At 29.2% G+C, this 24225-nt stretch carries 17 protein-coding genes and 1 riboswitch; of the genes, 3 read left to right on the top strand and 14 right to left on the bottom strand.

The annotated features are described in order from the left end of the window. Position 1: 1 nt before the first annotated feature. The 7 genes from NNC19_RS09270 to NNC19_RS09240 all read right to left on the bottom strand — a co-directional run bounded on the left by NNC19_RS09270 (position 2) and on the right by NNC19_RS09240 (position 7691). Positions 2-571 carry a 4Fe-4S dicluster domain-containing protein gene (locus tag NNC19_RS09270; protein ID WP_310938357.1) on the bottom strand — a complete coding sequence of 190 codons (570 nt, stop codon included), beginning with the start codon at positions 569-571 and terminating at the stop codon, positions 2-4. Further along, positions 572-1957: a [FeFe] hydrogenase, group A gene (locus tag NNC19_RS09265; protein WP_310938356.1), complete on the bottom strand. Its 1386-nt coding sequence runs from the start codon at positions 1955-1957 to the stop codon at positions 572-574. Positions 1958-1974: 17 nt separating this feature from the next. Continuing rightward, positions 1975-2496, bottom strand: coding sequence for a 4Fe-4S dicluster domain-containing protein (locus NNC19_RS09260; protein ID WP_310938355.1), 522 nt, complete (start codon positions 2494-2496; stop codon positions 1975-1977). 18 nt (positions 2497-2514) lie between these two features. Next, positions 2515-3840 carry a formate dehydrogenase accessory sulfurtransferase FdhD gene (gene fdhD, locus NNC19_RS09255; protein ID WP_310938354.1) on the bottom strand — a complete coding sequence of 442 codons (1326 nt, stop codon included), beginning with the start codon at positions 3838-3840 and terminating at the stop codon, positions 2515-2517. Continuing rightward, positions 3818-5026 (bottom strand): gephyrin-like molybdotransferase Glp, encoded by a 1209-nt coding sequence (gene glp, locus NNC19_RS09250; RefSeq protein ID WP_310938353.1) that lies wholly within the window; start codon positions 5024-5026, stop codon positions 3818-3820. Before glp ends, fdhD begins: the two co-directional genes overlap by 23 nt. A gap of 27 nt (positions 5027-5053) precedes the next feature. Then, the gene (gene fdhF, locus NNC19_RS09245; RefSeq protein WP_310938352.1) at positions 5054-7189 is read right to left on the bottom strand and encodes a formate dehydrogenase subunit alpha; all 2136 of its coding nucleotides are present in this window, start codon (positions 7187-7189) and stop codon (positions 5054-5056) included. Between the two features lie 151 nt (positions 7190-7340). After that, positions 7341-7691: a Na-translocating system protein MpsC family protein gene (locus tag NNC19_RS09240; protein WP_310938351.1), complete on the bottom strand. Its 351-nt coding sequence runs from the start codon at positions 7689-7691 to the stop codon at positions 7341-7343. Between the two features lie 259 nt (positions 7692-7950). On the opposite strand from NNC19_RS09240, the gene NNC19_RS09235 reads away from it, so the two are divergent. Both NNC19_RS09235 and NNC19_RS09230 read left to right on the top strand, forming a co-directional pair. Then, entirely contained in the window at positions 7951-8439 is a 489-nt protein-coding gene (locus tag NNC19_RS09235) for a MogA/MoaB family molybdenum cofactor biosynthesis protein (protein WP_310938350.1), read from the top strand. Positions 8440-8575: 136 nt separating this feature from the next. Further along, the gene (locus NNC19_RS09230; protein WP_310938349.1) at positions 8576-9331 is read left to right on the top strand and encodes a SagB/ThcOx family dehydrogenase; all 756 of its coding nucleotides are present in this window, start codon (positions 8576-8578) and stop codon (positions 9329-9331) included. 91 nt (positions 9332-9422) lie between these two features. On the opposite strand, the gene lon is transcribed toward NNC19_RS09230, so the two are convergent. The 7 genes from lon to NNC19_RS09195 form a co-directional block, all read right to left on the bottom strand. Further along, entirely contained in the window at positions 9423-11810 is a 2388-nt protein-coding gene (lon, locus tag NNC19_RS09225) for an endopeptidase La (RefSeq protein WP_310938348.1), read from the bottom strand. Positions 11811-11944: 134 nt separating this feature from the next. Next, a complete protein-coding gene (locus NNC19_RS09220; RefSeq protein WP_310938347.1) occupies positions 11945-12511 on the bottom strand; it encodes a TetR/AcrR family transcriptional regulator in 567 nt (188 codons plus the stop codon). Positions 12512-12655: 144 nt separating this feature from the next. Beyond that, entirely contained in the window at positions 12656-13765 is a 1110-nt protein-coding gene (locus tag NNC19_RS09215; RefSeq protein WP_310938346.1) for an alginate O-acetyltransferase AlgX-related protein, read from the bottom strand. 11 nt (positions 13766-13776) lie between these two features. Next, the gene (locus tag NNC19_RS09210; protein WP_310938345.1) at positions 13777-15033 is read right to left on the bottom strand and encodes an MBOAT family O-acyltransferase; all 1257 of its coding nucleotides are present in this window, start codon (positions 15031-15033) and stop codon (positions 13777-13779) included. 338 nt (positions 15034-15371) lie between these two features. Further along, a complete protein-coding gene (locus NNC19_RS09205) occupies positions 15372-16040 on the bottom strand; it encodes a DUF4272 domain-containing protein (protein WP_310938344.1) in 669 nt (222 codons plus the stop codon). Positions 16041-16183: 143 nt separating this feature from the next. Further along, positions 16184-17149, bottom strand: coding sequence for a tRNA-dihydrouridine synthase family protein (locus tag NNC19_RS09200; RefSeq protein WP_310938343.1), 966 nt, complete (start codon positions 17147-17149; stop codon positions 16184-16186). Between the two features lie 305 nt (positions 17150-17454). Beyond that, positions 17455-18825, bottom strand: a complete 1371-nt coding sequence (locus NNC19_RS09195; RefSeq protein WP_310938342.1) for an amino acid permease — start codon at positions 18823-18825, stop codon at positions 17455-17457. Between the two features lie 140 nt (positions 18826-18965). After that, positions 18966-19066: riboswitch (glycine riboswitch) on the bottom strand. 350 nt (positions 19067-19416) lie between these two features. On the opposite strand from NNC19_RS09195, the gene NNC19_RS09190 reads away from it, so the two are divergent. Next, the coding region (locus NNC19_RS09190) for an OmpL47-type beta-barrel domain-containing protein (RefSeq protein WP_310938341.1) at positions 19417-24225 on the top strand (4809 nt) is incomplete at its 3' end.

The raw sequence follows: 24225 nt of genomic DNA, 5'->3' as shown, positions 1-24225 counted from the left end.
ACTATAATATATTCACTAAATTAGATGCAGCATTTTTTCTTTTTTCTAAAATATCTTTATCTACACCTTCAGATTCAATTAATCTTAATGCTTCTGTAGGACATACTTCTACGCATGCTGGTCCATTTTCTCTTCCTATACATAAATCACATTTGTTTGCTACTATTCTTTCTTTGTGCTCAACTTTACCATCTTTTTCACTTATTAATCCTTTTTGAACAACTTTTTCTCCATCTTTATATTCAACAATTAAATCTATAGCTCCAAAAGGACAAACAATTGCACATGATTTACAGCCAATACATGTTTCTTTATTTATCAATACAACACCATCTCTATTTGTAATAGAGCCGTTAGGACATGCATTTGCACATGGTGCATTTTCACAGTGCCTACATTGAATTGGTGCACTTACATCTGCTGTTTTTATCACTTTTAAACAAGGGTTAAAATTAACTTTTTCTTTTCTTTGTATAAATATATTTTCTTCAGAATGTGCAACAACACAAGCTGCCTCACAAGTTCTACAACCAATGCATCTTTTTGGATTTGCTATAACAAAATTATTCATTTAAATTTCCTCCTTTTTTCTTGAAACAAACTTTGTATGAAGTAAATGATGAGATTTTTTCCCTAAAGGTTCCTTTAGAAAATCCTTATATAACTTTTTAATATAAGGATTTTCATGAGACTTTCTTATCTCAAGCTCAGAATCATGTTTATAAAGTCCTTGTTTTCTAGTTATAAATGTGTTTTTTCTATCTTCATCTAATATAAATTTAGGTTGTCCACCACCACTTACACATCCTTCTGGACATGTCATAACTTCAATAAAGTCAAATTTACATTGTCCATTTTTTATATCTTCAAGTATCTGAATTACATTTTTCAATCCTGATACTACAGCTACCTTTAATATTTTTTTAGGTAATTTTACTTCTGCTACCCTAACTCCTTCTCCACCTCTTATAAAATCAAGGTCAATATTTGGTATAGACTCTTTTGTAAGCATTTCATAACCACTTCTTAATGCAGCTTCCATTACCCCACCAGTTGCTCCAAAAATATTGCCAGCTCCTGTATAACTGCCTAAAGGTAAGTCAAATTCTCCATCTTCTAAATTTTTAAAATCAATTCCTTTATCTCTAATAAGTTGTGCAAACTCTCTTGTTGTAATTACTATATCAACATCTTTAAATCCACTATCATACATCTCTTCTCTGTCACATTCAAATTGCTTACAAGTACAAGGCATTATAGCAACATTAAATATCTTTTTTGGGTCTACATTATCTATTTTAGCTCCATATGTTTTAAAAATAGTTCCAGCCATTTGTTGAGGCGATTTACAACTTGAAAGATGTTTTAAAAGCTCAGGATAACTTTGTTCCACAAATTTCACCCATGCAGGACAACATGAAGTAAACATAGGTAAATTCTTACCTTCTGTTATTCTTTTTATAAGTTCACTTCCTTCCTCTATTATGGTTAAATCAGCTCCAAAATTAGTATCATATACTTTATCAAAACCAAGTATATGTAATGCTTTAGCCATTTTCCCTGGTGTTAAGCTTCCTGGTTTTAGCCCAAATTCTTCTCCAAGTGAGACCCTAACTGCTGGTGCACATTGAACTATAGTAAATGCCTCATTTTTATCTAATACTTCTTTTACTTTATTTAAATTGCTATTATTAAAAGCTGAAAACATTGGTTCTTGCACACTTTCTAAAAGTCCACGTTCTATTCTCTTCTTTTTAATTAATTTTTCATTTTCTTTATTTTCATACACATATGAATTACATATTTGTACACATTGTCCACAAGAAATGCACTTATCATAATTAATCTTTTGTGGATATCCACGTTTTCCTTCTATTGCATTCACAGGACATACTTCTGTACATTGCTTACAACCAGTACATAACTCTTCATCTATATTAACTAAACCCATCAACATAAATAAAATTCCTTTCTTTATAAATTCAAATTACTTACAGCCCTTATATTTCTTAATCTTTTTTCCTCTTCAACATTAAATAATTTTAATGCATCTTTTGGACATACTTTTATACAAGCTGGTTCATCATGTTCTCTACAAAGATCGCATTTATAAGCAACCATCTTTTCTTTTTCATCTATAGATTCATTTTCATAATCATATTTCATCCCAATTTCTATAGCTCCAAAAGGACATGCCAAAACACATTCTTTACACCCTATACAAATCTTTTCATCAATCATTATTCCATTGTCTTCACTTTTAATAGCACCTTTAGGACATACCTTTGCACATGGAGCATCTTCACAATGTCTACATTGTACTGGTACTGAATATGCTCCATTCTTCACTACATGAATTCTAGATACTACCGATCTTCTTATATTTCCAACTGTAACTACTTTATTATGAGCTTTAAAACAAGCCATTTCACAAGCCTTACATCCAACACATTTACTAGCATCTCCTAAAACAAATAAATTGCAATCTGTCTTCATATTCTTTCAACTCCCTTTTTAATGATTAACTCTATATCCATTAGCATAAATATTCATCTTATTTCCTCTAACAAATCCAACTAAAGTAATGTTTAACTTTTTAGCAAGGGCAACAGAAAGACTAGTAGGTGCGGATTTTGAAATAATTATTGGAATCTCTAACTTAGCAGCCTTTAATATCATTTCGAGTGATACTCTTCCACTAAGTATAACAACTTTATCCTTGAAAAATATTCCCCTCATAAGAGATTCTCCAATAACTTTATCTAATGCATTATGTCTAGCAACGTCTTCATATACCACTAACATTTCTCTGTTATCACATAATGCTACACAGTGAACTCCTCCAGTATTTTTAAAAACATCCGAATAATCTAAGTTTTTTCTCATAAATTCAAATATTTTATTTATGTTAATTTTGGCATCACTTAAAACAGGTTTACAATTTAATGCTTCTAAAAAGCTGTTAATTCCATCATCAGATTGATCTTTTATACTGTCTAAATCAATTTTTTTAGAAAAGAACCCTTCTCTAACAGAATCTTTATTTTTAGTGATAACCTCTGTAATTCCTTTTTCTTCATTTAAGTTAAACGACTCTATATCTTCATTTGTAGTTATTAATCCTTCTGTTCTTAAAAATCCTATAGTTAATGCTTTTAAATTTTCTGGTGAACACAAAAGTGTAGCCAATTTTTTACCATTAAGAAAAATCGTTAAAGGATATTCTCTAACCAAAAGCTCAGCCACTTCTTCATTAAATATGTCATCTTCTATTTTTGAAACTGTACAATCTAATGTTTTATTCATAATCTGTTCCTCCTTTATGATTTTTCTTTCAATAAATTCTGCTATCCCATTCACATCATTAATATGTAATTGTTGTATATCTACATTTAAAATTTCATCTGTTGCTATAGCTAAAAATTTACTTCTATCATATTTCTCATCTTCTATTAACAATTTGGAATCTACTTCTTTTCTGTGTACTTCTATCTTAGGATAATTGTTATTTTTATATCCCTCTATTATTATTAAATCTACTCCTACAAATAGTTTTAAAATTTCTTCTATATCTTTTTCTTCTTGAATTTTTTCCACCATGGCTATTTTTTCTTTTGAAGAAATAACCATCTTATCAGCTCCAGCTTGCGCAAACCTATAACTATCCTTGCCTTCTTTATCTATTTCAAATTTATGAGCATCATGTTTTAAAACTCCTACCTTATATTTCATTTTCTTAAATATAGGTATTAGAGCTTCTATTAAAGTAGTTTTTCCTGTATTAGACTTAGTTGCAACAATAGATATTATTTTAGCTTTATTTAAAGATGAATTTTCCATTCAAAACTTCTCCTACCTTTTTATGTCCTATTCCATCTGGCATAATTAGAATTCCATTTGCTTTACTCATAGTCATTAACTTATTAGAACTTTGGGAACCTATCTTGTAAGCATATAATTTTCCATCCACCTCTTTAATATGTACATATATATATTTACATCTATCCTTTTTGGCCTTAAACTCATCTCCTAAAATAACAGGAAAAGTTCTGTCAGTAATAGCTTTTCCTTGCATTTTTTCACAGGCTGGTTTTATAAATTCTTCAAATGTGGTCATAGCTGATAAAGGATTTCCTGGTAAGCTAAAAAATAATTTTTTATTAATAGTTGCTAAACTAATTGGTTTCCCTGGCTTTATAGCAACAGATTTAAATTTTATATCTGCATTTATTTCATTTAATACATCCTCTACAAAATCATAATCACCTACTGAGGCTCCTCCTGAAGTTATGACTATATCTGATTTTTCTAAAGCTTCTTCTATTTTACTTTTTAATGCATCTTTTTTATCTTCAACTATTGATGAAGATAATGCTTCAAATCCTAAATTCCTTACTAATGCCTTTAATGAATATTCATTGCTATTTCTTATTTGTCCAAACTTAGGATTCTCATTTATCCCTACAAGCTCATCTCCTGTTGTAAGTATTGTTATTCTAGGATCTCTATAAACTTTTACTTTACTCCATCCCAAAGATGCTAAAACCCCAATTTCAGTTGGTCTAATTAGTGTTCCTTTTGTTAAAGCTATATCTCCTATTCTAATTTCTTCACCTAACTTTATAACATTAGTACCACTCTTAACTTTTTCAAAAATATAGAGATTTTTTTCATTTGTTTTTACTTTTTCAATCTGTATTACTGCATTTGCACCTTTAGGTAAAGGTGCACCTGTCATTATCTTCATCGCTTGTCCATTTAATAATTCTTTTTTACTAAATTCTCCAGCTTTAATAAAGTCAACTATCTCAAATTCTATTGAACTTCCATCTTCATATAAATTAGTATCTTCACTTTTTATGGCATACCCATCCATTGCTGATTTATCAAAGGGTGGAAGATTATCCTTTGAGTATATATCCTCTGCTAATACCTTATTTAAGCACTCTAAAATTTCTTTCTCTTCCCCTTCTAAAACATAGGCTTCTTCTTTTACTATTTTTAAAGCTTCTTCTATACTAATCATTAATTTTTCCTCCCTAACGTTCTATTTTTAAACCTCTATTCTCATTTTCTTTCTGATATTCTCATATTCACTTACTATATATTCTTCTGCTGCTTTTTGATCTTCAATCTTTTCAAGCTTAATAGCACAGTACTTAAATTCAGGTGTTTTTGAAATAGGGTCTAAACTATCATTTGTAAGTTCATTACATGCACCAATCCACCATTGATATGTCATAAATGTTGATCCTTTTTTAACTCTTTCTGTAACAAGGGCTCTCGATATAACACTACCTCTCCTAGATGTTATTCTTGCAAGTTCTTGATCATTTATATTTAATTCTTTTGCATCTTCAACACTCATTTGAATATATCCTGGTTCATCAGCTAATTTTTGAAGAGCACGACAATTTCCTGTCATAGTTCGTACAGAATAATGTCCAACTTCCCTTACAGTTGATAAACTTAACGGATATTCTTCATCTGGAAGCTCATATGGAGGTCTCCATTCACAGGCAAATAATCTCCCTTTTCCATTAGCTGTTGAAAATTTATTTCCTTCATAAAGATAAGGAGTCCCTTGATGTTCTTCTGTTGGACATGGCCATCTTATTATTCCTTGTTCCTCCATCTTTTTATAGCTTGCTCCTGCAAAACTTGGGGTAAGACTTCTCATTTCATCCCATATTTCTTCTGTATTTTTATATTTCATCGGATATCCCATAGCTGTTGATACTTCACTAATTATTTGCCAGTCAGGCTTTACATCCCCTAAAGGTTCTACAGCTTTTCTTATTCTTTGGAATCCTCTGTCTGCTGAACTGTAAACTCCATCATGTTCTCCCCATGAAGTTGAAGGTAAAATAACATCTGCATGTAGTGCTGTTTTATTCATAAATATATCTTGCACAATTACAAATTCTAATTTATCTAAAGCTTCCCTAAGTTCTGCTGCATTTGGATCACTTTGAACTGGATCTTCACCAAATATGTAATAAGCTTTTAATTTATTTTCCTTAAGAACTAGTTCAGGTACTTGTGTTAAGAAATATCCATTCTTATCTGAAAGCTTAACTTTCCAAGCTTTTTCAAATTTTTCTTTGGCTTTTCTATCCACTACTGGTTGATATCCTGGATAATTGTTAGGTATAGTTCCCATATCGCAAGTCCCTTGAACATTATTTTGTCCACGAACTGGGCCAATTCCTACATTAGGTCTTCCAAAATTACCTGTTAAAAGAGCAATTGATGCAAGTCCTCTTACTACATCAACAGCTTGCGAAAACTGGCAAACACCCATTCCATATAATATAGTTGCATTTTTAGCCTTTGCATATGTTCTCATAGCTTTTCTTATATAGTCAGCTTTTACTCCTGTTATCTTTTCTGCATATTCTGGAGTATATTTTTCTACTTCTTTTTTATACTTTTCAAAGTCTTCAGTATATTTCTCTACATATTCTTTGTTATATAAATTTTCATTAATTAATACATTACCAAAGGCATTAACTAATGCCATATTTGTTCCACCTTTTAATTGAAGCCATAAATCTGAGAACCTTACTATTTCTGTTTTTCTAGGGTCCGTAACAATTATCTTTGCTCCCTTTTCTTTTGCTTTTACTACTCTTCTAGCTACAATAGGATGAGTTTCTGCTGGATTATATCCAAAAATAAATAGAACATCTGAATTCTCTATTTCTGGAATAGAATTAGACATAGCTCCATCACCTAATGAATATGTAAGACCAGCAACAGATGGCCCATGACAAACCCTTGCACAATGGTCTATATTATTAGTTCCTATAACAGCTCTCATAAATTTTTGCATTACATAATTTGATTCATTTCCTGGACCTCTTGCTGATCCTGTTCCCATAATTGCATCTGCACCATATTTAGCTTTTATTTTCATAAGATTTTCAGCTGTAAATTTTATAGCTTCATCCCATGAAACTTCTTCTAAATTTCCATTTTTTCTTATCATAGGTTTTTTAATTCTAGCAGTTAATATTTGTGGATCATTTAAAAAATCCCAACCATAGTGCCCTTTTAAACATAATTTACCTTCATTATTATCACCATCTGCAGCTTCAGCTCTTATTATCTTTCCCTCTTTTACAACAAGATATAAATTACATCCACTTCCACAGTAAGGACATACCGTTAATACTTTTTCTTCCATTTGTTTATTCACTCCTTTTAAACACTTATAAAATATTATCTAAAAATAAAAAAACCAGCACAAAGCATGTCTACATTTATTGTAACATTTTTTTGTACCGGTTTATTTCAAAGCTAAAATATTATTTAATACTTTTCTTTCCAATCTAACCTTAATCTATTAAATTTATTGTTATAACAACTATTCTATCATCACTTTTAATATCACAAACTTCCCAGTCATAAGTAAAATTTTTCTCTAATATATCTTTCACTTCTTCAAGATAAGTTTTTTCAAGATGAGGCTTCATTACTTTCCAATAATCTACGACTATATCAAGAGCACCTTCATTGACTAAAATTTCACTAAGATTTGAAAGTATGCCTTTTATTTTTACAGTTATAACCTTCGGGGAGTCTATATTAACTTTTACATATTCTGGTCCTCTACCTCTATAATGCTTTATGATTTTAACTGCGACTTTTTTAATTTTTTCTTGCAATTCAAGATTTATATTATCCATCTCCCATTTAAGTCTCCTATTTAATATTACAAAACATTAAAATTTAAAAAAACCTTTCTAGATATTTTACCTTTTTAGAAAATTTTAGTCAACTTATATTAAGGAGTAAATCTGTCATTTAAAGCTTTATTCTGACATTATTATAGATTCAAATTACTTTCTTTTAGTTTTTCACTTATTTTCTACAAAAGATACTTATATTTTTATCTTTTGTTTCACTCTATAATAGTATATATATTTTATTTAAGGAGGATATCTAATGATAAGTACAGCTATATTAACCATAAGTGACAAAGGCTCACAAAATCTTCGTGAAGATCTTACTGGACCTGCTATTGAAAATATTTTACCTAAAGATACCTTTTCTATTGTTTATTATAAAATAATCCCTGACGAAATAGAAATTATAAAAAATGAATTAATATACCTTTCAGATTCATTGAATGTTAATCTTATTTTGACAAATGGAGGAACAGGTTTTTCCAAAAGAGATGTTACTCCCGAAGCAACACTATCTATTATAGAAAAGAATGTACCTGGACTTCCTGAAGCTATGAGAAATGCATCTCTAAAAATAACACCTAAAGCCATGCTTTCTAGAGCTGTTAGTGGAATTAGGAAAAATACTTTAATAGTAAATTTACCTGGCAGTCCAAAAGGAGCTGTTGAAAATTTAGAAATTGTATTGCCTGCACTTCCACATGGAATAGATATTTTAATAGGAGCAGCTTCTGAATGTTCTAGATAAATCTAAAATAACTTATTGCAAGCCTAATAGTTTAGATAAAAGCAATATTATGCAATAAAGGTATGTAACATATGTTACATACCTTTATTGCATCTTTTGCTATCATGTAAGTTAAAGGTAAGAAAGGGGAATTTTTATGCAACCATATGAAAAGCAAAGAAAATTTTTAAAATCGAATTTTGATGAATTTAAAAATGCAAAAACTGATAAGATGAAAGGAGTACCTCAACCTCCTATTGTTAAGAACTATGATGAAAATTCTATAATTATTGAACTCCCAAAAGCAAGTAAAGATATTTTGAAAAATTCTAATCTTTATAATTGTATCAAGGTAAGAAGAAGTACAAGATTCTATACTGATGAATCAATTAGTATTCAAGAATTATCTTATTTATTATGGGCTACACAAGGGGTCACTGGAACTAATAAAGCTGGACTCATGCTTAGAACAGTACCTTGTAGTGGTGCAACACATTCTTTTGAAACATATCTATTTATTATGAATGTAGAAAATATGCAGAGAGGATTATACAGATACCTTCCACTTGAACATAAACTTTTATTTATTTCAGAACTAGATGAAATAGAAAATAAAATAGATAAAATAACTTTAGATCAACCTTTTGTACCTAATTTTGCGAAAAAGGCTGCCGTTTTATTTGCATGGAGTACAATCCCTTATCGCTCAGAATGGAAATTTGATAATACAGCACATAAAAAGATTTTAATAGATGTTGGGCATGTTTGTCAGAATCTTTATTTAGCAAGTGAGTCTATTGATGCTGGTACTTGTGCAATAGGAATATATGATCAAAAGATGGTAGATGACATTTTAGGTATTGATGGAGATGAAGAATTTGTTATATATCTTGCTGCCATTGGAAAAAAATAAATTTGATATTTTATATGTACATAATTCAGAAAACACCTAATACTAAATACTTTCCCTAAATTTAGTATTAGGTTTCTTCATTTATTTCTTGTTATATTTCACTTACATGAAAAGCACTTTCTATAAATTTTTCAGGATTACATACACGTTCCACTCTAGGTAATGATATTCCTAAGGTCTCTTTAAGAACATCTTCCACAGTTTCAACAGGAATTATTGTTATTTGTTCTTTAACTTCTTGTGGTACATCCTTTAAATCAATAACATTATCCTTTGGAATTAAAGCTTTTGTTATTCCAGCTCTTTGTGCTGCTATTAATTTTTCTTTAAGTCCACCTATTGGAAGCACTGCTCCTCTTAAAGTAATTTCTCCTGTCATTGCAAGTTTTGAATCTACTTTTATTCCTGTAACAAGAGATGCTAATGCTGTAAATAATGTTATTCCAGCTGATGGTCCATCCTTTGGCACAGATCCTGATGGAACATGTATATGAAGATCTCTCTCTTTAAAGTTCATTGCATTTATTGGTAATCTTGATTTTAATAAACTCAATGAAATTCTTGCTGATTCCTTCATAACATCTCCTAATTGTCCTGTTAAAATAACTTGTCCGCTTCCTAACATATCAGTAGCTTCAATAAATAATATTTCTCCCCCTACTGCTGTCCATGCAAGTCCTGTTACAACTCCTGGTGAATTTTCTTGTTGAGCTTTATCATGACTTGAAACCTTTCTTCCAAGTATATCTTCTAAATCATCTTTTGATACTTTAAATGGTAATTCAACTTTTTTAGATACAATCTTTTCTGATGCCACTCTTGCAATTGCAGCTAACTGCTTCTTAAGTCCTCTTACTCCTGCTTCTAATGTATAATCACTAATAATTCTTTGAAGAGCTTCATCCTCTATAACAACTTGAGTATCATTTAATCCATGCTCCTCAAGAACCGCTTGTATCAAATAATTTTTACCAATATGGAATTTTTCATTCATAGTATAACTAGATATTTGAATAACTTCCATTCTATCCAATAATGGTCTAGGAATTGTATCTAAAGAATTAGCTGTTGCTATAAAAAATACATCTGATAAATCATATGGTAAATCTAAATAATGATCAGTAAATGTATCATTTTGTTCTGGATCTAATACTTCTAATAAAGCACTAGCCGGATCTCCATTATAACTTGATGATAACTTGTCTATTTCGTCTAAAATCATAACCGGATTTGTTACTCCTGATTTCTTAATACTTTGAATGATTCTACCTGGCATTGCCCCTACATAAGTTCTTCTATGTCCTCTTATTTCAGCTTCATCTCTTACTCCTCCAAGGCTTAGTCTTATATATTCTCTATTTAATGCTTCTGCAATACTCTTACCTAAACTTGTTTTTCCTGTTCCTGGAGGCCCTACTAATAATAATATAGATCCTTTTTTATCTTTCTTAAGTTGCATCACTGCTAGATGTTGAATTATTCTATCCTTTACTTTTTCAAGGCCATAATGTTGATCATTTAATATACTCCTTGCTTTATCTAATTCAACTGTGTTCCCCTCATTCTTTCTCCAAGGCAATTGTATTAGTAACTCTAAATAGTTGCGTATTACATTATATTCAGAACTATTTGGGCTTTGACTTTCCAACTTTCCTAATTCATCTAATGCTGTTTCATAGACTTCATCTGGCATTTCGGCTTCTTTAATCTTATTGTAGTAATCTTTATCTTTCTTAGCACTTGTACTTTTGCCTTCATTTAATTCATTTTGAATTGCTTTTAATTGCTCTCTTAATACTGATTCTCTATAATTTTTATTTGCTTTCTCCGTAAATCTTTGGGTCATTTCTACTTGTAACTTTATATATTCTTTTTGCTTTAATAGATAATCCATAAACTTAAGTCCTCTATCTTTTAAAGATTGAGTATCTATTAGCTCATATTTTTCTTCATTTGAAAGTGGCATAAAAGGAGTTAATAATCCAATTATTTTATTTAAATTATCTTGTTCCTCCACATTTAACACAAAATCTTCTGACCCTTTAAAATTATGGCTGATTTCCTTAGTTACTTCCTTTATATATCCTACCATCTCTTCTTGACTTTTTTCTGTAATATCAACTATATCTGATGCAAATTGAAATTCTGTATAAAGAAGCTTATCCTCAAAATTAATTGATTTTATCTCAACTCTATCTAACACATTAATTCTAATTTGGTATCCACTTTCTTTCTTTTGAATTTCATCTATTTCAAATGAAACACCAATGCGATAAAAATCTTCTTCTTTTAAATTACTTTGATCAAAGTTTTGTTTTAAAAGCAATGCAATCTTAACCTTTTCTTCATCAGCTAAATGCTTCACTTCTCTTTCAGTGAAACTATTTAATTTTAAAGTGTGTGACATTCCTGGCAACAATATTGCCTCTGATACTGGAATTGCAACTCCTTGATTATATTTGTTATCTATAGTCATCATTATTAATCATCCTTTCTATTTAGGCATTTAAATAAATGAGCATTCATTTATACTGTGTTTAAATAATAGCGAAATATTTATGAAAAAGACATTCACAAAGTTTTTCGCTTATAACTTTAGTTGTATTCTAACTTCTATTTTATTAATAATGTATCTTGTATAATTTCAATTAATTCATTTAATAATTGAACCTTTTCATCATTATCAATGCATGAATTCATTACAATTGATTTTGTTGGATAAAAAATTATTGCTCTTAAATTATCATTTTTATAATTTTTAAATTGACCATTTTTTTTCATTTTCTCAAATAAATTATTTAAAATAGATATCCCATTTCTAGCCAGACACTGATTTGCTAATGCTGGACAACTTGAAAATTGATCTACAAAATGAAAAATCTCACTATTATCTTTAATATAAAAATAATATTCTCTTACAAGTATTTCAATAATTTCTTTACCTTCGCTACACTTATTAATTTTATCTAGTAAGTAGTAAAAAACATCTTCAGAATACTCACGATATATATCCTGTAACATTACTTCTTTGTTTTCATAATAAATATATACTGTAGCTGGTGAAACCCCTGCTTCTTTAGCTATCTTTGAAATAGATGTACCATGGAAACCTTCTTGAAGTATTAACTTAATAACAGCTTCTTTTATACTGTTTTTCTTTTCATCATCTTTCTTTCTCATCTAAACACCTCTATTGTTATATTCTATAATAAATGAACGTTCTTTTATAGTCAAGAGTTTTTATCAGTTAATATTTATATTTTAATCCAAAAATAATGAGGAGCTTATTTTAAAAAACTCCTCTTCTAATAAATTATTTTCTATTTACTTATTAAGTTCATTTATTTGATCAAGAAGTAAATAACTAAACCGTTCTACTACTTGATATACAACAATATCAGGATTTTCTTTCCTTAAAAATTCATTTTTAAAATCAGCTTTATTTATAAAAACTGTATTTTGAAACTCTCTAGGAATATATGGATACATAGCTAAGGAAAATGAATCTCTAATAATCATTATTTTACGTGTATCTTCTGCATTAGACTGAAACTTATTAATCCTACTTCCTACTTTGTCACTACTATATATTTGTTTTACATTTATGTTTGGATTATATCCAGATATAGTTTGTGTGTTATCTTCTTTTAAGTAATTTTTTAAACTAATCATAAATGCTAGATCATTTTTTTGAACCCCATTTAATGTAACCTGTATATCTTCAATATATTTTCTCTTACCTGTTAATTTCTCGTTTAACTGTTGTGATCCTATAAATGCTCCTATATCATTCCAATGTGTATCATATTTATGATATACTTGATATTTTTCTTTAACATTTAATAACTCTTCTTTTGGATAAATAACTTTAATATCAGTGTTATTTATAATATAATCCACCATCTCATCAATACTTTTATATTCATTGACTACTCTTATAGATGATGGCATAAATTCAGAGTAAATCTCTTCTTTATTTGGAGCAACAAATAATATAAATTCTTTATTTTCCTTATTCAATTTATTTTTTATTTCAACCAAATTATTCTTAATTGTTTCTAATTCTTTTGATGTATATCTATTAATTCCCTGATAACTTCCTATTGGATCCCCTTCATTCTTATATTTATAAAATAACCACTGATTTTTTCCTACTAACACCTTTTCAGATGATGTTGTATTAAACAACTTAAAATCTATGAAGTTATTTAATTTTACAAATTGATTTTTGAAAGCTGCATGATCATCTATATAAGCATCAAAGGCCTTAGGATATTTTCCCCAATTGTTTCTTAAAAAAATAGGTTTCCCTGCTAGTATTCTATTCTCATAATTTGTATTATCAACTTTATTCCCCACTAACCAAAAAATTAATGTTGGAGAAATTAAAAATATTATAAAAACTATACTTACTATTTTTTCTTTTATCTTCATTGTAAGTCACCTCAAAATTTAAAATATACAAATGACTTATATGTACTTGCTACCACCAACATTGTACATATAAAAAATAACCCAAATTGAAATACGGTTTCTATTGTATAGACTTTCTCCTCATTAAAAATCATTGTTTTTATCCATTTTATATTACTTTGAAGTAATCCACATAATAAAACTCCTATAAGTGTAATACATGCAACTTTTATATTCACAAATTGTCCAACCATATAAAGGCTCTTTGTAGGTATAAACATCAACTTAAACATATCTTTAATTTGTGATAACTGCTCAACTCTAAACATCATCCACCCTAACATTACAACCATCATTGTATAAATGTGATTTAAAAACTTAAACTTATTATTTTTTAGCCAATCTCCTAAAAATAATCTCTCAATTATCATAAAAAATCCATGAAACATTCCCCATATTATAAAATTGAAACTTGCTCCATGCCATAATCCCGTTATAAAGAAAACTATAAATAGGTTCAAATATGTTCTAAACTTACTCTTTCGATTTCCTCCTAATGGTATATACAAATATTCCTTAAACCAGGTAGAAAGTGATATATGCCACCTTCTCCAAAATTCTTGAACTGAAGATGATAAATATGGATAATTGAAATTTTCCTTAAAATCAAAACCAAACATTTTTCCTAATCCAATAGCCATATCTGAATAACCTGAAAAATCATAGTAAATCTGAAACGTATATAAAATTACAGCCATCCAAGCTAAAGATGTTCCAATTTGATCTAAAGGAATCTTTAAAATACTATCAACACAACTTGCTAAAGTATTTGCTATTATCATCTTTTTTGCAAGACCATAGATAAACCTTTTTATGCCATAGGCTGTTTTACTCCATTTCAATTTTCTATTACTAATTTGATTATCTATATCATGATACTTTATTATTGGTCCTGATAGTAATTCAGGAAAAAATGATATATAAAGTGCCAGTTTAATTGGATTCTTTTGTACTTTAGCAGTTTTACGATAAATATCTACTATATATGAAATTGCTTGAAACGTGTAAAAGGAAATACCTATTGGTAAAATTATATCTTTATAGTTTATTACTTCACTACCTAATATTGAATTAATAGTCTTTATAAAGAAGTTATAATATTTAAAGTATCCAAGTAATGCTAAATTAATTGCAATACATAGAGATAACCATACCCTACAAATACTTTTTTCATATGTTTTAGCTATAATAATAGCAAATAAATAATTTATAATAATAGAACATAACAATAAAAATATGTACTTAGACTCTCCCCAAAAATAAAAAATTAAACTTGTTAAAACAAGAAATATATTTTGAAATCTATTATCTAATACTCTATATATTACAAATACTAGTGGAAAAAAAATCCACATAAATGATAATGAGCTAAAAACCATTTTATACACCCACAATCTAATTATTTTATCTAAAGTAAATCAAACTTAAAATTTCCTCTTTTTGATTGTCCCTCAGTTTATATTCTAACTAATTAATATATATAATATGCGTACTCAAACATATATACATAAAAAAGAGACTAGACTCAAAAATGCTAATCTCTTTAAATAATTTCATATTTTATTTGTTAAGTATCTGTTGAAACACTATCCCAATTATCATTATATTTACTTTTTCCAATAAGCCAGTTTAATCCCCAATGACGTTCAAATATAACACCTGCATCTATACCAGCTGGTGGATTTTCTCCATTTATTCTAGACTCTACACAAGCCCAATGATAACGATAAATCAAATCTGCTTCATCTAATATTTCATCTGCACTTCTTAACTTAGTTGTTTTCATAAAATCATTAAAGCTTTCATGATTTGCTACTACATGAATTGCAAAATTACAATCACAAATTTGTGAAGGATATTCTAGTTTATCTACAATTCCTAGTGCCCAAATAAGTGTCCAATAAGCTTCATATTTCCATGCCATATTGATTATATCTTGTTCTTCTGGATTACCATAGATGATTTCTCTTTCATTATTAGTTAATTCTTCCTTTATATCATATTTATCTAAAAGCAATTTAAAAAACTCTCTTGATTTTTCAATATCTCTTTTTTCAGTAATATCACAGGCTACTTGAATTGATATTAAACATGCAATAGCACGTTTTGCTATTTCTTCTGCACTTCTCATCTCTATTTCATTTGCAGCCTCAATAGCTGGAAGTCCTTCCATATATGGAATTTTATTTGCTTTTAATATTTCTATAGATTTCTGTTTTCTTTCTAATGAATTCATAAACTTTCCTCCTAATCTCTACACAGGTTCTTCCTTAGTATCTGAATTTAATAATCCTCAGTTTTCCATACTGAATTATTTTATATTTTTTACTAATACTTGTCCATAAAAAAACATGATACTAGTATAAAATTTGCCATTATCTAATTTTCATTATAAAATAATCCTGCTCCTTCTATAATTTCCTGCTCTATAAACAAACTTGAAACAGCTTCATTATAATCAATTAACTTTTGTGCCTTCTTTATTTTTTTAGCATATTTCTTGTTATCTGAAAATATGTAAATCATATAGGCCCATAGTTCTTTCATTCTAAACATTGCATTTCTATTTTCATTAAATATTTCAATGTATTTATTAAAAATCTCATCATGAAATTCTTTTAATACATTTTTATCTAAATTAATATTATTTTCTATTAAATTAATTAATCCTGGATTAGCTAATATCCCTCTTCCTAACATTACTGCTTTTATCTCTGGGAAGGTTTTTATTAATTCATTATAATTATCTAAAGTAAAAATATCACCATTGTAACATACTGAATTAGTACTTGATAATAATGCATACTTAAATACTTCTAAATTGGGTTTATTCCCATAAAAATCTTTTTGTGTTCTTGGATGAATAATTAATTCTTCTATAGGATATTTATTATAGATTTTAATTAGTTCATAAAATTCCTCAGGATTATCTTTTCCTATTCTAGTTTTTATAGAAATTTTCATATCATCTATTTTAAAAACTTCATCTAAAAATTTGTCCAATTCTTCTCTTTTTGCTAAAAATCCTGATCCTCTATTTTTTGAAACAACTGTTCCTGAAGGACACCCCAAATTTAAATTGACTTCATTATAGCCTAATTTTTGTAATTTTCTAGCTGTAATAATAAAACCTTTTGAATTATTAGTAAGTATTTGAGGAACTAAGTTCATTCCTATATTATTTTCAGGTAAAATATCTCTTAATTCTTTAGTTTTAAGGCTTCTACTTTCATTTGGAACAATAAAAGGTGCAAAGTATTTATCTATATTATTAAAGAATTTGTTATATGAATTTCTATATATGTATCCAGTAATACCTTCCATAGGCGCTAAGTAATATTTCATTTATTGACTCCTTCTATTTATATAAATAATATTTTGTAGATTCCTAATTTATTATAAATAAAAATCCACGACATTTCTATCGTGGATTAAAATTGAGCTAATTAAAAGTAGCTACATTTTAATTTTAGCTTAAATATTTATTATAACTAAAATAAGTCTATATTCTTATGTATTATTAAGGTTTGATCACACTAATTTTTGTAACTAGTTGAAGCATATTATTTATACAAAAATCCACCATAATATAACTCTATATTATGGTGGTAACAATTATTATAAATCCTATATATTCATTATTAATTTTCTTATGATTTTGATTTCCTTGATTTAATAATCTTATAAATAGCAGCAAGTATTATAAACCATACAGGTGTCACAAATAGAGCTACACGAGTTTCATTATTAAGTGCCAATGTAACTATAACAAAAGCAAAAAATGCTAGAATTATATAGTTTATAATTGGATAAAGTGGCATTTTAAATTTACTCTTAGCCGCAAGTTCAGGCTTAGTTTTACGATATTTTACATGGCAAACAACTATAATCGCCCAAATAAAGATAAAACAAAACGTTGATATACTTGTAATAAGTACAAATACACCTTCTGGCATAATATAGTTCAAAATAACTGAAATCAAGATTACCATAGCTGAAAATATTGTTGCATTAGACGGTACTTGATTTGAAGTTAACTTTTTCATTGATTTAGGTGCATTATTTTCTTTTGCAAGAGAATATACCATACGGCTTGTACTAAAAATACCACTGTTACAAGCAGATGCAGCTGATGTTAGCACTACAAAATTTACAATACTTGCTGCTGCTGCTATTCCTACTGCAGCAAACACTTGTACAAATGGACTTTTTTCTGGATTAATTGAATTCCATGGATATATACTCATAATAACAATAAGTGCACCAACATAAAAAATAATAATTCTAATTGGAATATTATTAATAGCCTTTGGAATTACATACTCTGGATTTTCAGTTTCACCAGCTGTTAATCCAACTAATTCAATTCCAGTAAAAGCAAATACAACCATTTGAAAAGAAAGTATAAACCCACTTGCTCCATTTGGAAACCATCCTCCATGATTCCAAAGATTTGCAAATGTAGACACACCAGCATCTGTAGAAAATCCTTTAATAATCATAAATGTTCCAATTATAATTAAGGCTAAAATTGCAACAACTTTAATTAATGCAAACCAAAATTCCATTTCACCAAATAACTTTACTGCAGTAAGATTCATAATTAATAAAATTACAAGAACTAAAAGACTTGGAACCCATTGAGCTATGCTTGGAAACCAGTATTGTATATAAAGTCCAGCAGCAGTTACATCTGCCATAGCAAGGGAAATCCAGCAAAACCAATAGGTCCATCCAGTTATAAATGCTGCTCTTTCTCCTAGATAATCATATACAAAATCTACAAAAGAATGATAATTTAAATTTGAAAGCAATAATTCCCCAAGTGCACGCATAACAAAAAAACATATTATCCCTGTTATCATATATGCAAATAAAATAGACGGACCAGCCAAATGAATAGATCTGCCTGAACCAAGAAATAATCCTGTCCCAATTGCCCCTCCAATTGCAAGCAATTGAACATGCCGATTTTTTAATCCCCTTGATAAATTTTGATTTTCTGTTGTTAATTGATCCATTTTATCCCTCCATCTTAGTTAAAAGGCATGTACTAAAAACTGCCTTTTCCTATGTAAGTATTTTATGATTGGAGATACAAATAGGAATAGATAAGATCCAATTGAAGTAATTTATACTATATTACTTTTATAAGATATGTTACCTGTCCCCTGTCCTTTTACCTGAGAGTTTCACCATATGATTTTTGTCATATGACTTTCTCCTTCGGTGCTCATTTCGAGTCTCTCCAAGGGTTCATCCAATAACGGTCATCTCTAATTAAATAGGTACCTGAAAGATTTACTTCTTCGGTGAATGGTATAACCATAACTCTCCCGCTATCTTCATCTGAACTTTTAATTTTTACCACTTCATATTAATACAAATTTAATAAATATTCAACAGTTTCTTTATATCTATTGAAAAATAGAAGATATTTAGTCGCATCAAACTTTCTTAATAATGTATTTTAATCAATAACCTTTTATTATTGTTTATTTATACCAAACATAGTAATATTGTCTATGTAATACATTAATGCACAAAAACCACAAGCGAAAAGGAGGGAATTTTAAAAAACTATATATCAAAAAGAAAGGTAGGATAATATTATGAAAAAAATTTTTCTAAGCAAGATATCATTTATGGTATCACTGCTATTTACGTTAACCTTAATATTACCATCAGGAAACTCTATAAACGTATTAGCAGCAACATCTTCTAGCACATCAAGAAATCAACTAGTTACTAATAATACTTTATTGCCACCAAGCAATCTAGCAGCCAGTCTTCCATCTCCAAATTCAGTAAAGCTAACTTGGAGTTCAGTATATGGTGCTACTGGATATAATATTTACCAAATTACAGAAGGACAGTTAAATTTAATTAGTAAAACAACTTCTACTAACTACTCTATTAACAGTCTTTCAGAAGGTTCATATAGTTATGTTGTATCAACATTAAGTAGTGATGGTGAATCAGGTCCATGTGCACCAGTTTCTGTTAATATTGTATATCCTAATATGACAGCACCTACAACATTAACTAATACAATAAGAAATGGAAATGATATTGTTTTAAACTGGACAAGCACTTCCTATGCTCAAAGTTATAATATATATTCAATTGGAGAAAATGATGAAAAAACATTATTAATGTCAACACCATCACAAACTTATACTATTACAAATGCACCTGAAGGTACTTACAAATATGCAGTTTCTGCTGTAAATAGTGTATATGGAGAATCTTCAATTTCAACTCCTCTACAAGTTGATGTGGCTTTTCCTAAAATTAATGCTCCTGCTAACCTTATATACAGAATTAACAATGGGAGTAATGTGCTACTTAACTGGTCTTCAGTTTCATATGCTAATAGTTATGAAGTTTATGAACTAATTGATGGTCAAGAAATACTTAAATCTACAGTTACTACAACTACAGCTACTCTATCTAATGAAAAAGTTGGTAATCATGAATATGTAGTTTATGCTGTAAATACTCATTTTGGTAAATCTGCAGGAAGTAAGCTTTCAGCAGTAGTATCTGCTCAAACTATGCAAGCACCAACAAATTTTACTTATACAATTAGTAATAGTACTAACATTGCTTTAAGATGGTCATCTGTTACTTATGCAACTGGTTACAATATCTATCAAGTTTCAAATGGAAATAAAGTTTTAGTTAGCCAGGTGCCTGGAACATCTGTCTCATATACTAACCTTCCAGCTGGAGATTATGTATATGAAATTCATTCTTATAGTGATATTTTTGGAGAATCACCAGAAGGAAGTCAAGTTACAACTTCTTTAGGTGTAAAAATGCAAGCCCCAAGCAACTTAGCTCATAAAATAAATAATGGAAATGACATTATATTGACTTGGGATAGCATACCAAATGCAACGCAATACAAAGTTTATATTATTAAAAATGGAACAAAAACTTTGCAAAGTACAATTACAAGTACAACTATAACTTATTCAAATATGGTAGCTGGAGATTATAGTTATGAAGTCGATTCTTATTCACCCAGCTATGGTGAATCTCCAGAAGGAAGTCAGATTTCTTTTACATTGGCATATCCTAAAATGCAAGCACCAGAAAATTTAAAGCAAACACTTGTAAATGCAACAAGTTTTACTTTAAACTGGGATCCAGTAGATTATGCAACAAGTTATAAAGTTTATCAAATTGTTAATGGAACAAAAATTTTGAAAAATACACTATCAGGAACAAGTACTGCCTTCACCAACATTGCTCCTGGAGACTATAGCTATGAAGTCCATTCTTATTCAAATAAATTTGGAGAATCAACAGAAGGCAGTAGCATAACATTTACACTAGCTGGTGAAGAAGTCAAAGCTCCAACAAATTTAACATACAGCATAGATAACATAAATAATGTTACATTGAAATGGACAGCTGCAACATATGCTACATGTTATAACGTTTATCAGGTTGTTAATGGGGAAAAAAATCTAGTAAAAATGGTAACAGGTACATCAGTAACTTTTACAAATATGCTAGAGGGAGATTATAACTATATTGTTACTTCTGTATCAGGACTTTTAGGTGAATCTCCAAGTGGATCAGAAGTTAATTTTTCTATAGATTACCCAACCATAGCACCTCCGAGCAATTTAACTTATACAACCAGAAATGGAAATTCAGTGGCATTATCTTGGACTGCAGCAAATTATGCTACAAGTTACAACGTTTATGAATTAGTTGATGGTCAAGAAGTACTAAAAGCTACAGTATCATCAGTATATACAACATTAACTAATGTAACCCCTGGGAATCATATTTATGTTGTTCATTCAGTAAGCAACCGCTTTGGAGAATCAAAAACTGGAAGTCAAATATCAACTAACTTAGCTGAAACAATTATGTCACCACCAGATAATCTCACATACAATATCACTAATAGAAATGACATAACATTGAAATGGTCACCATCAACTTATGCTACAAGTTACAACATCTATCAAATTGTTGATGGTCAAAGAACTCTAATAAAAACAGTAACAGGTACTTATGTGATTTTTACAAATATGCCTGCTGGAAATTATGATTATATGGTTACTGCAGTAAGCACAGCATTTGGTGAATCTCCAAGTGCTAGCGAAATCTCATTTGATTTGCAACAAACCATTATGGAATCACCAGCAAATCCCGCATACAGCATAACAAATGGAAATGATATAACTTTAAAATGGTCACCATCAACTTATGCTACAAGTTACAATATCTATCAAATTGTTGATGGCCAAAAAAATCTAATAAAAACAGTAAATGGTACTTCTATAACTTTTGCAAATATGGCAGCTGCAGATTATGATTATATAATTACCTCAGTAAGTACTCGTTTTGGAGAAGCTCCAAGTGGTAGTGAAATATCATTTAATCTACCTAAAGTAATTATGGAATCACCAACAAATCTTGCATATAGCATAACAAACGGGAATGATATAACTTTAAAATGGTCACCTTCAACTTATGCTACAAGTTACAATATCTATCAAGTTGTTGATGGTCAAAAAAATCTAGTTAAAACAGTAACAAGTACCTCTGTGACTTTTGCAAATATGCCAGCTACAGATTATCATTACATTGTTACATCAGTAAGTACTCGCTTTGGGGAAGCTCCAAATGGTAGTGAAATATCATTTAATTTACCTCAAGTAATTATGCAAGCTCCAGAAAACCTTGCATATAACATAACAAATGGGAATGATATAACATTGAAATGGTCACCTTCAACTTATGCTGCAAGTTACAATATCTATCAAGTTGTTAATGGTCAAAAAAATCTAGTTAAAACAGTAACAAGTACCTCTGTGACTTTTACAAATATGCCAGCTACAGATTACAATTATATTATTACATCAGTAGGCCCTCGTTTTGGAGAAGCTCCTGTTGGCAGTGAAATATCATTTAATTTACCTCAAGTAATTATGCAAGCTCCACAAAATCTTGCATATAACATAACAAACGGAAATGATATAACATTGAGATGGTCACCTTCAACTTATGCTACAAGTTACAATATCTATCAAGTTGTTGATGGTCAAAAAAATCTAGTTAAAACACTAACAAGTACCTCTGTGACTTTCACAAATATGCCAGCTACAGATTACAATTATGTTGTTACATCAGTAGGTCCTCGTTTTGGAGAAGCTCCTGTTGGCAATGAAATATCATTTAATTTACCCCAAGTAACTATGCAATCTCCACAAAATCTTGCATATAACATAACAAACGGAAATGATATAACATTAAGATGGTCACCTTCAACTTATGCTACAAGTTACAATATCTATCAAGTTGTTGATGGTCAAAAAAATCTAGTTAAAACACTAACAAATACCTCTGTGACTTTTACAAATATGCCAGCCACAGATTATGATTATATCGTTACATCAGTGAGCACACGTTTTGGAGAATCAAATGAAGGAAGCCATGCAACATTTACACTAAATTGGCCAGTTGTACAAGCTCCTATATTAAAAGACACAATCACTAATATCAACAATATAAATTTATCTTGGCAGCCAGTTACTTGGGCAAATAAATATCGTGTATATGAAGTAGTTGGTGATACAAGAAATTTACTTTATGAAGGTACAGGTTTAAGTTATCAAATGTACAATATATCTCAAGACACTCATAATTATGAAGTTACTGCATATAACACACGCTTTGGAGAATCAACTCCATCAAATAGAATAACTGAAACAATTGTTTTTCCACCAATGAATGCTCCAATTGCTAATATAAGACTTCTTGATAAAACTAGTGCATTGATATATTGGAACTTTGTAAATTATGCAAATGGTTATAATGTATATGAAATAGTTAATGGCACTCCTGTGTTATTAACAAAAAACTTGAATAATCTTTCTTACAAATTAACAAATTTATCCTATAAGGATCATGAATATTATGTTACTTCAGTAAGTAATTCATTTGGTGAATCAGAAAAATCTAATACTGTTATAGCAAAACTAATTGTAGATACTAAAGCTCCAACAACAGTATGTGATGCTCCTGAAAACTGGATAAATAAAACGCCACTAGTTGTTAATTTATCTTCAACTGATGATATAACTGGTGTTGAAAAGACATACTATTCTATAAATGATAGTGATTTTGTAGAAGGTACTTCTATTGTGATAAATAAAGAAGGTGTTAATAAAATTTCATTTTACTCTGTTGATAAAGTAGGAAATCGTGAATTAACAAAAACTACTTATGTAAAAGTAGATAAAACAGCTCCAGTAACTACTTCTAATGTATCTGAAGGATGGACTAAAGATGATGTAACTGTTAATTTAACTGCTACTGATAATGGAAGTGGTGTTGCTAAGACTTTCTACTCTATTGATGGTTCTGAATACACTGAAGGTACTTCTTTCTCT

It is taken from the genome of Clostridium sp. SHJSY1 (assembly GCF_031626875.1).
GTDB lineage: Bacteria > Bacillota > Clostridia > Clostridiales > Clostridiaceae > Clostridium.
The sequence above is the reverse complement of the archived record's forward strand: the minus strand, read 5'-3'. Positions and strand labels throughout refer to the sequence as shown.

Coding starts and splice junctions, on each gene's coding strand:
- NNC19_RS09270 (WP_310938357.1), bottom strand. CDS start 571: ATGAATAATTTTGTTATAGCAAATCCAAAAAGATGCATTGGTTGTAGA.
- NNC19_RS09265 (WP_310938356.1), bottom strand. CDS start 1,957: ATGTTGATGGGTTTAGTTAATATAGATGAAGAGTTATGTACTGGTTGT.
- NNC19_RS09260 (WP_310938355.1), bottom strand. CDS start 2,496: ATGAAGACAGATTGCAATTTATTTGTTTTAGGAGATGCTAGTAAATGT.
- fdhD (WP_310938354.1), bottom strand. CDS start 3,840: ATGGAAAATTCATCTTTAAATAAAGCTAAAATAATATCTATTGTTGCA.
- glp (WP_310938353.1), bottom strand. CDS start 5,026: ATGATTAGTATAGAAGAAGCTTTAAAAATAGTAAAAGAAGAAGCCTAT.
- fdhF (WP_310938352.1), bottom strand. CDS start 7,189: ATGGAAGAAAAAGTATTAACGGTATGTCCTTACTGTGGAAGTGGATGT.
- NNC19_RS09240 (WP_310938351.1), bottom strand. CDS start 7,691: ATGGATAATATAAATCTTGAATTGCAAGAAAAAATTAAAAAAGTCGCA.
- NNC19_RS09235 (WP_310938350.1), top strand. CDS start 7,951: ATGATAAGTACAGCTATATTAACCATAAGTGACAAAGGCTCACAAAAT.
- NNC19_RS09230 (WP_310938349.1), top strand. CDS start 8,576: ATGCAACCATATGAAAAGCAAAGAAAATTTTTAAAATCGAATTTTGAT.
- lon (WP_310938348.1), bottom strand. CDS start 11,810: ATGATGACTATAGATAACAAATATAATCAAGGAGTTGCAATTCCAGTA.
- NNC19_RS09220 (WP_310938347.1), bottom strand. CDS start 12,511: ATGAGAAAGAAAGATGATGAAAAGAAAAACAGTATAAAAGAAGCTGTT.
- NNC19_RS09215 (WP_310938346.1), bottom strand. CDS start 13,765: ATGAAGATAAAAGAAAAAATAGTAAGTATAGTTTTTATAATATTTTTA.
- NNC19_RS09205 (WP_310938344.1), bottom strand. CDS start 16,040: ATGAATTCATTAGAAAGAAAACAGAAATCTATAGAAATATTAAAAGCA.
- NNC19_RS09200 (WP_310938343.1), bottom strand. CDS start 17,149: ATGAAATATTACTTAGCGCCTATGGAAGGTATTACTGGATACATATAT.
- NNC19_RS09195 (WP_310938342.1), bottom strand. CDS start 18,825: ATGGATCAATTAACAACAGAAAATCAAAATTTATCAAGGGGATTAAAA.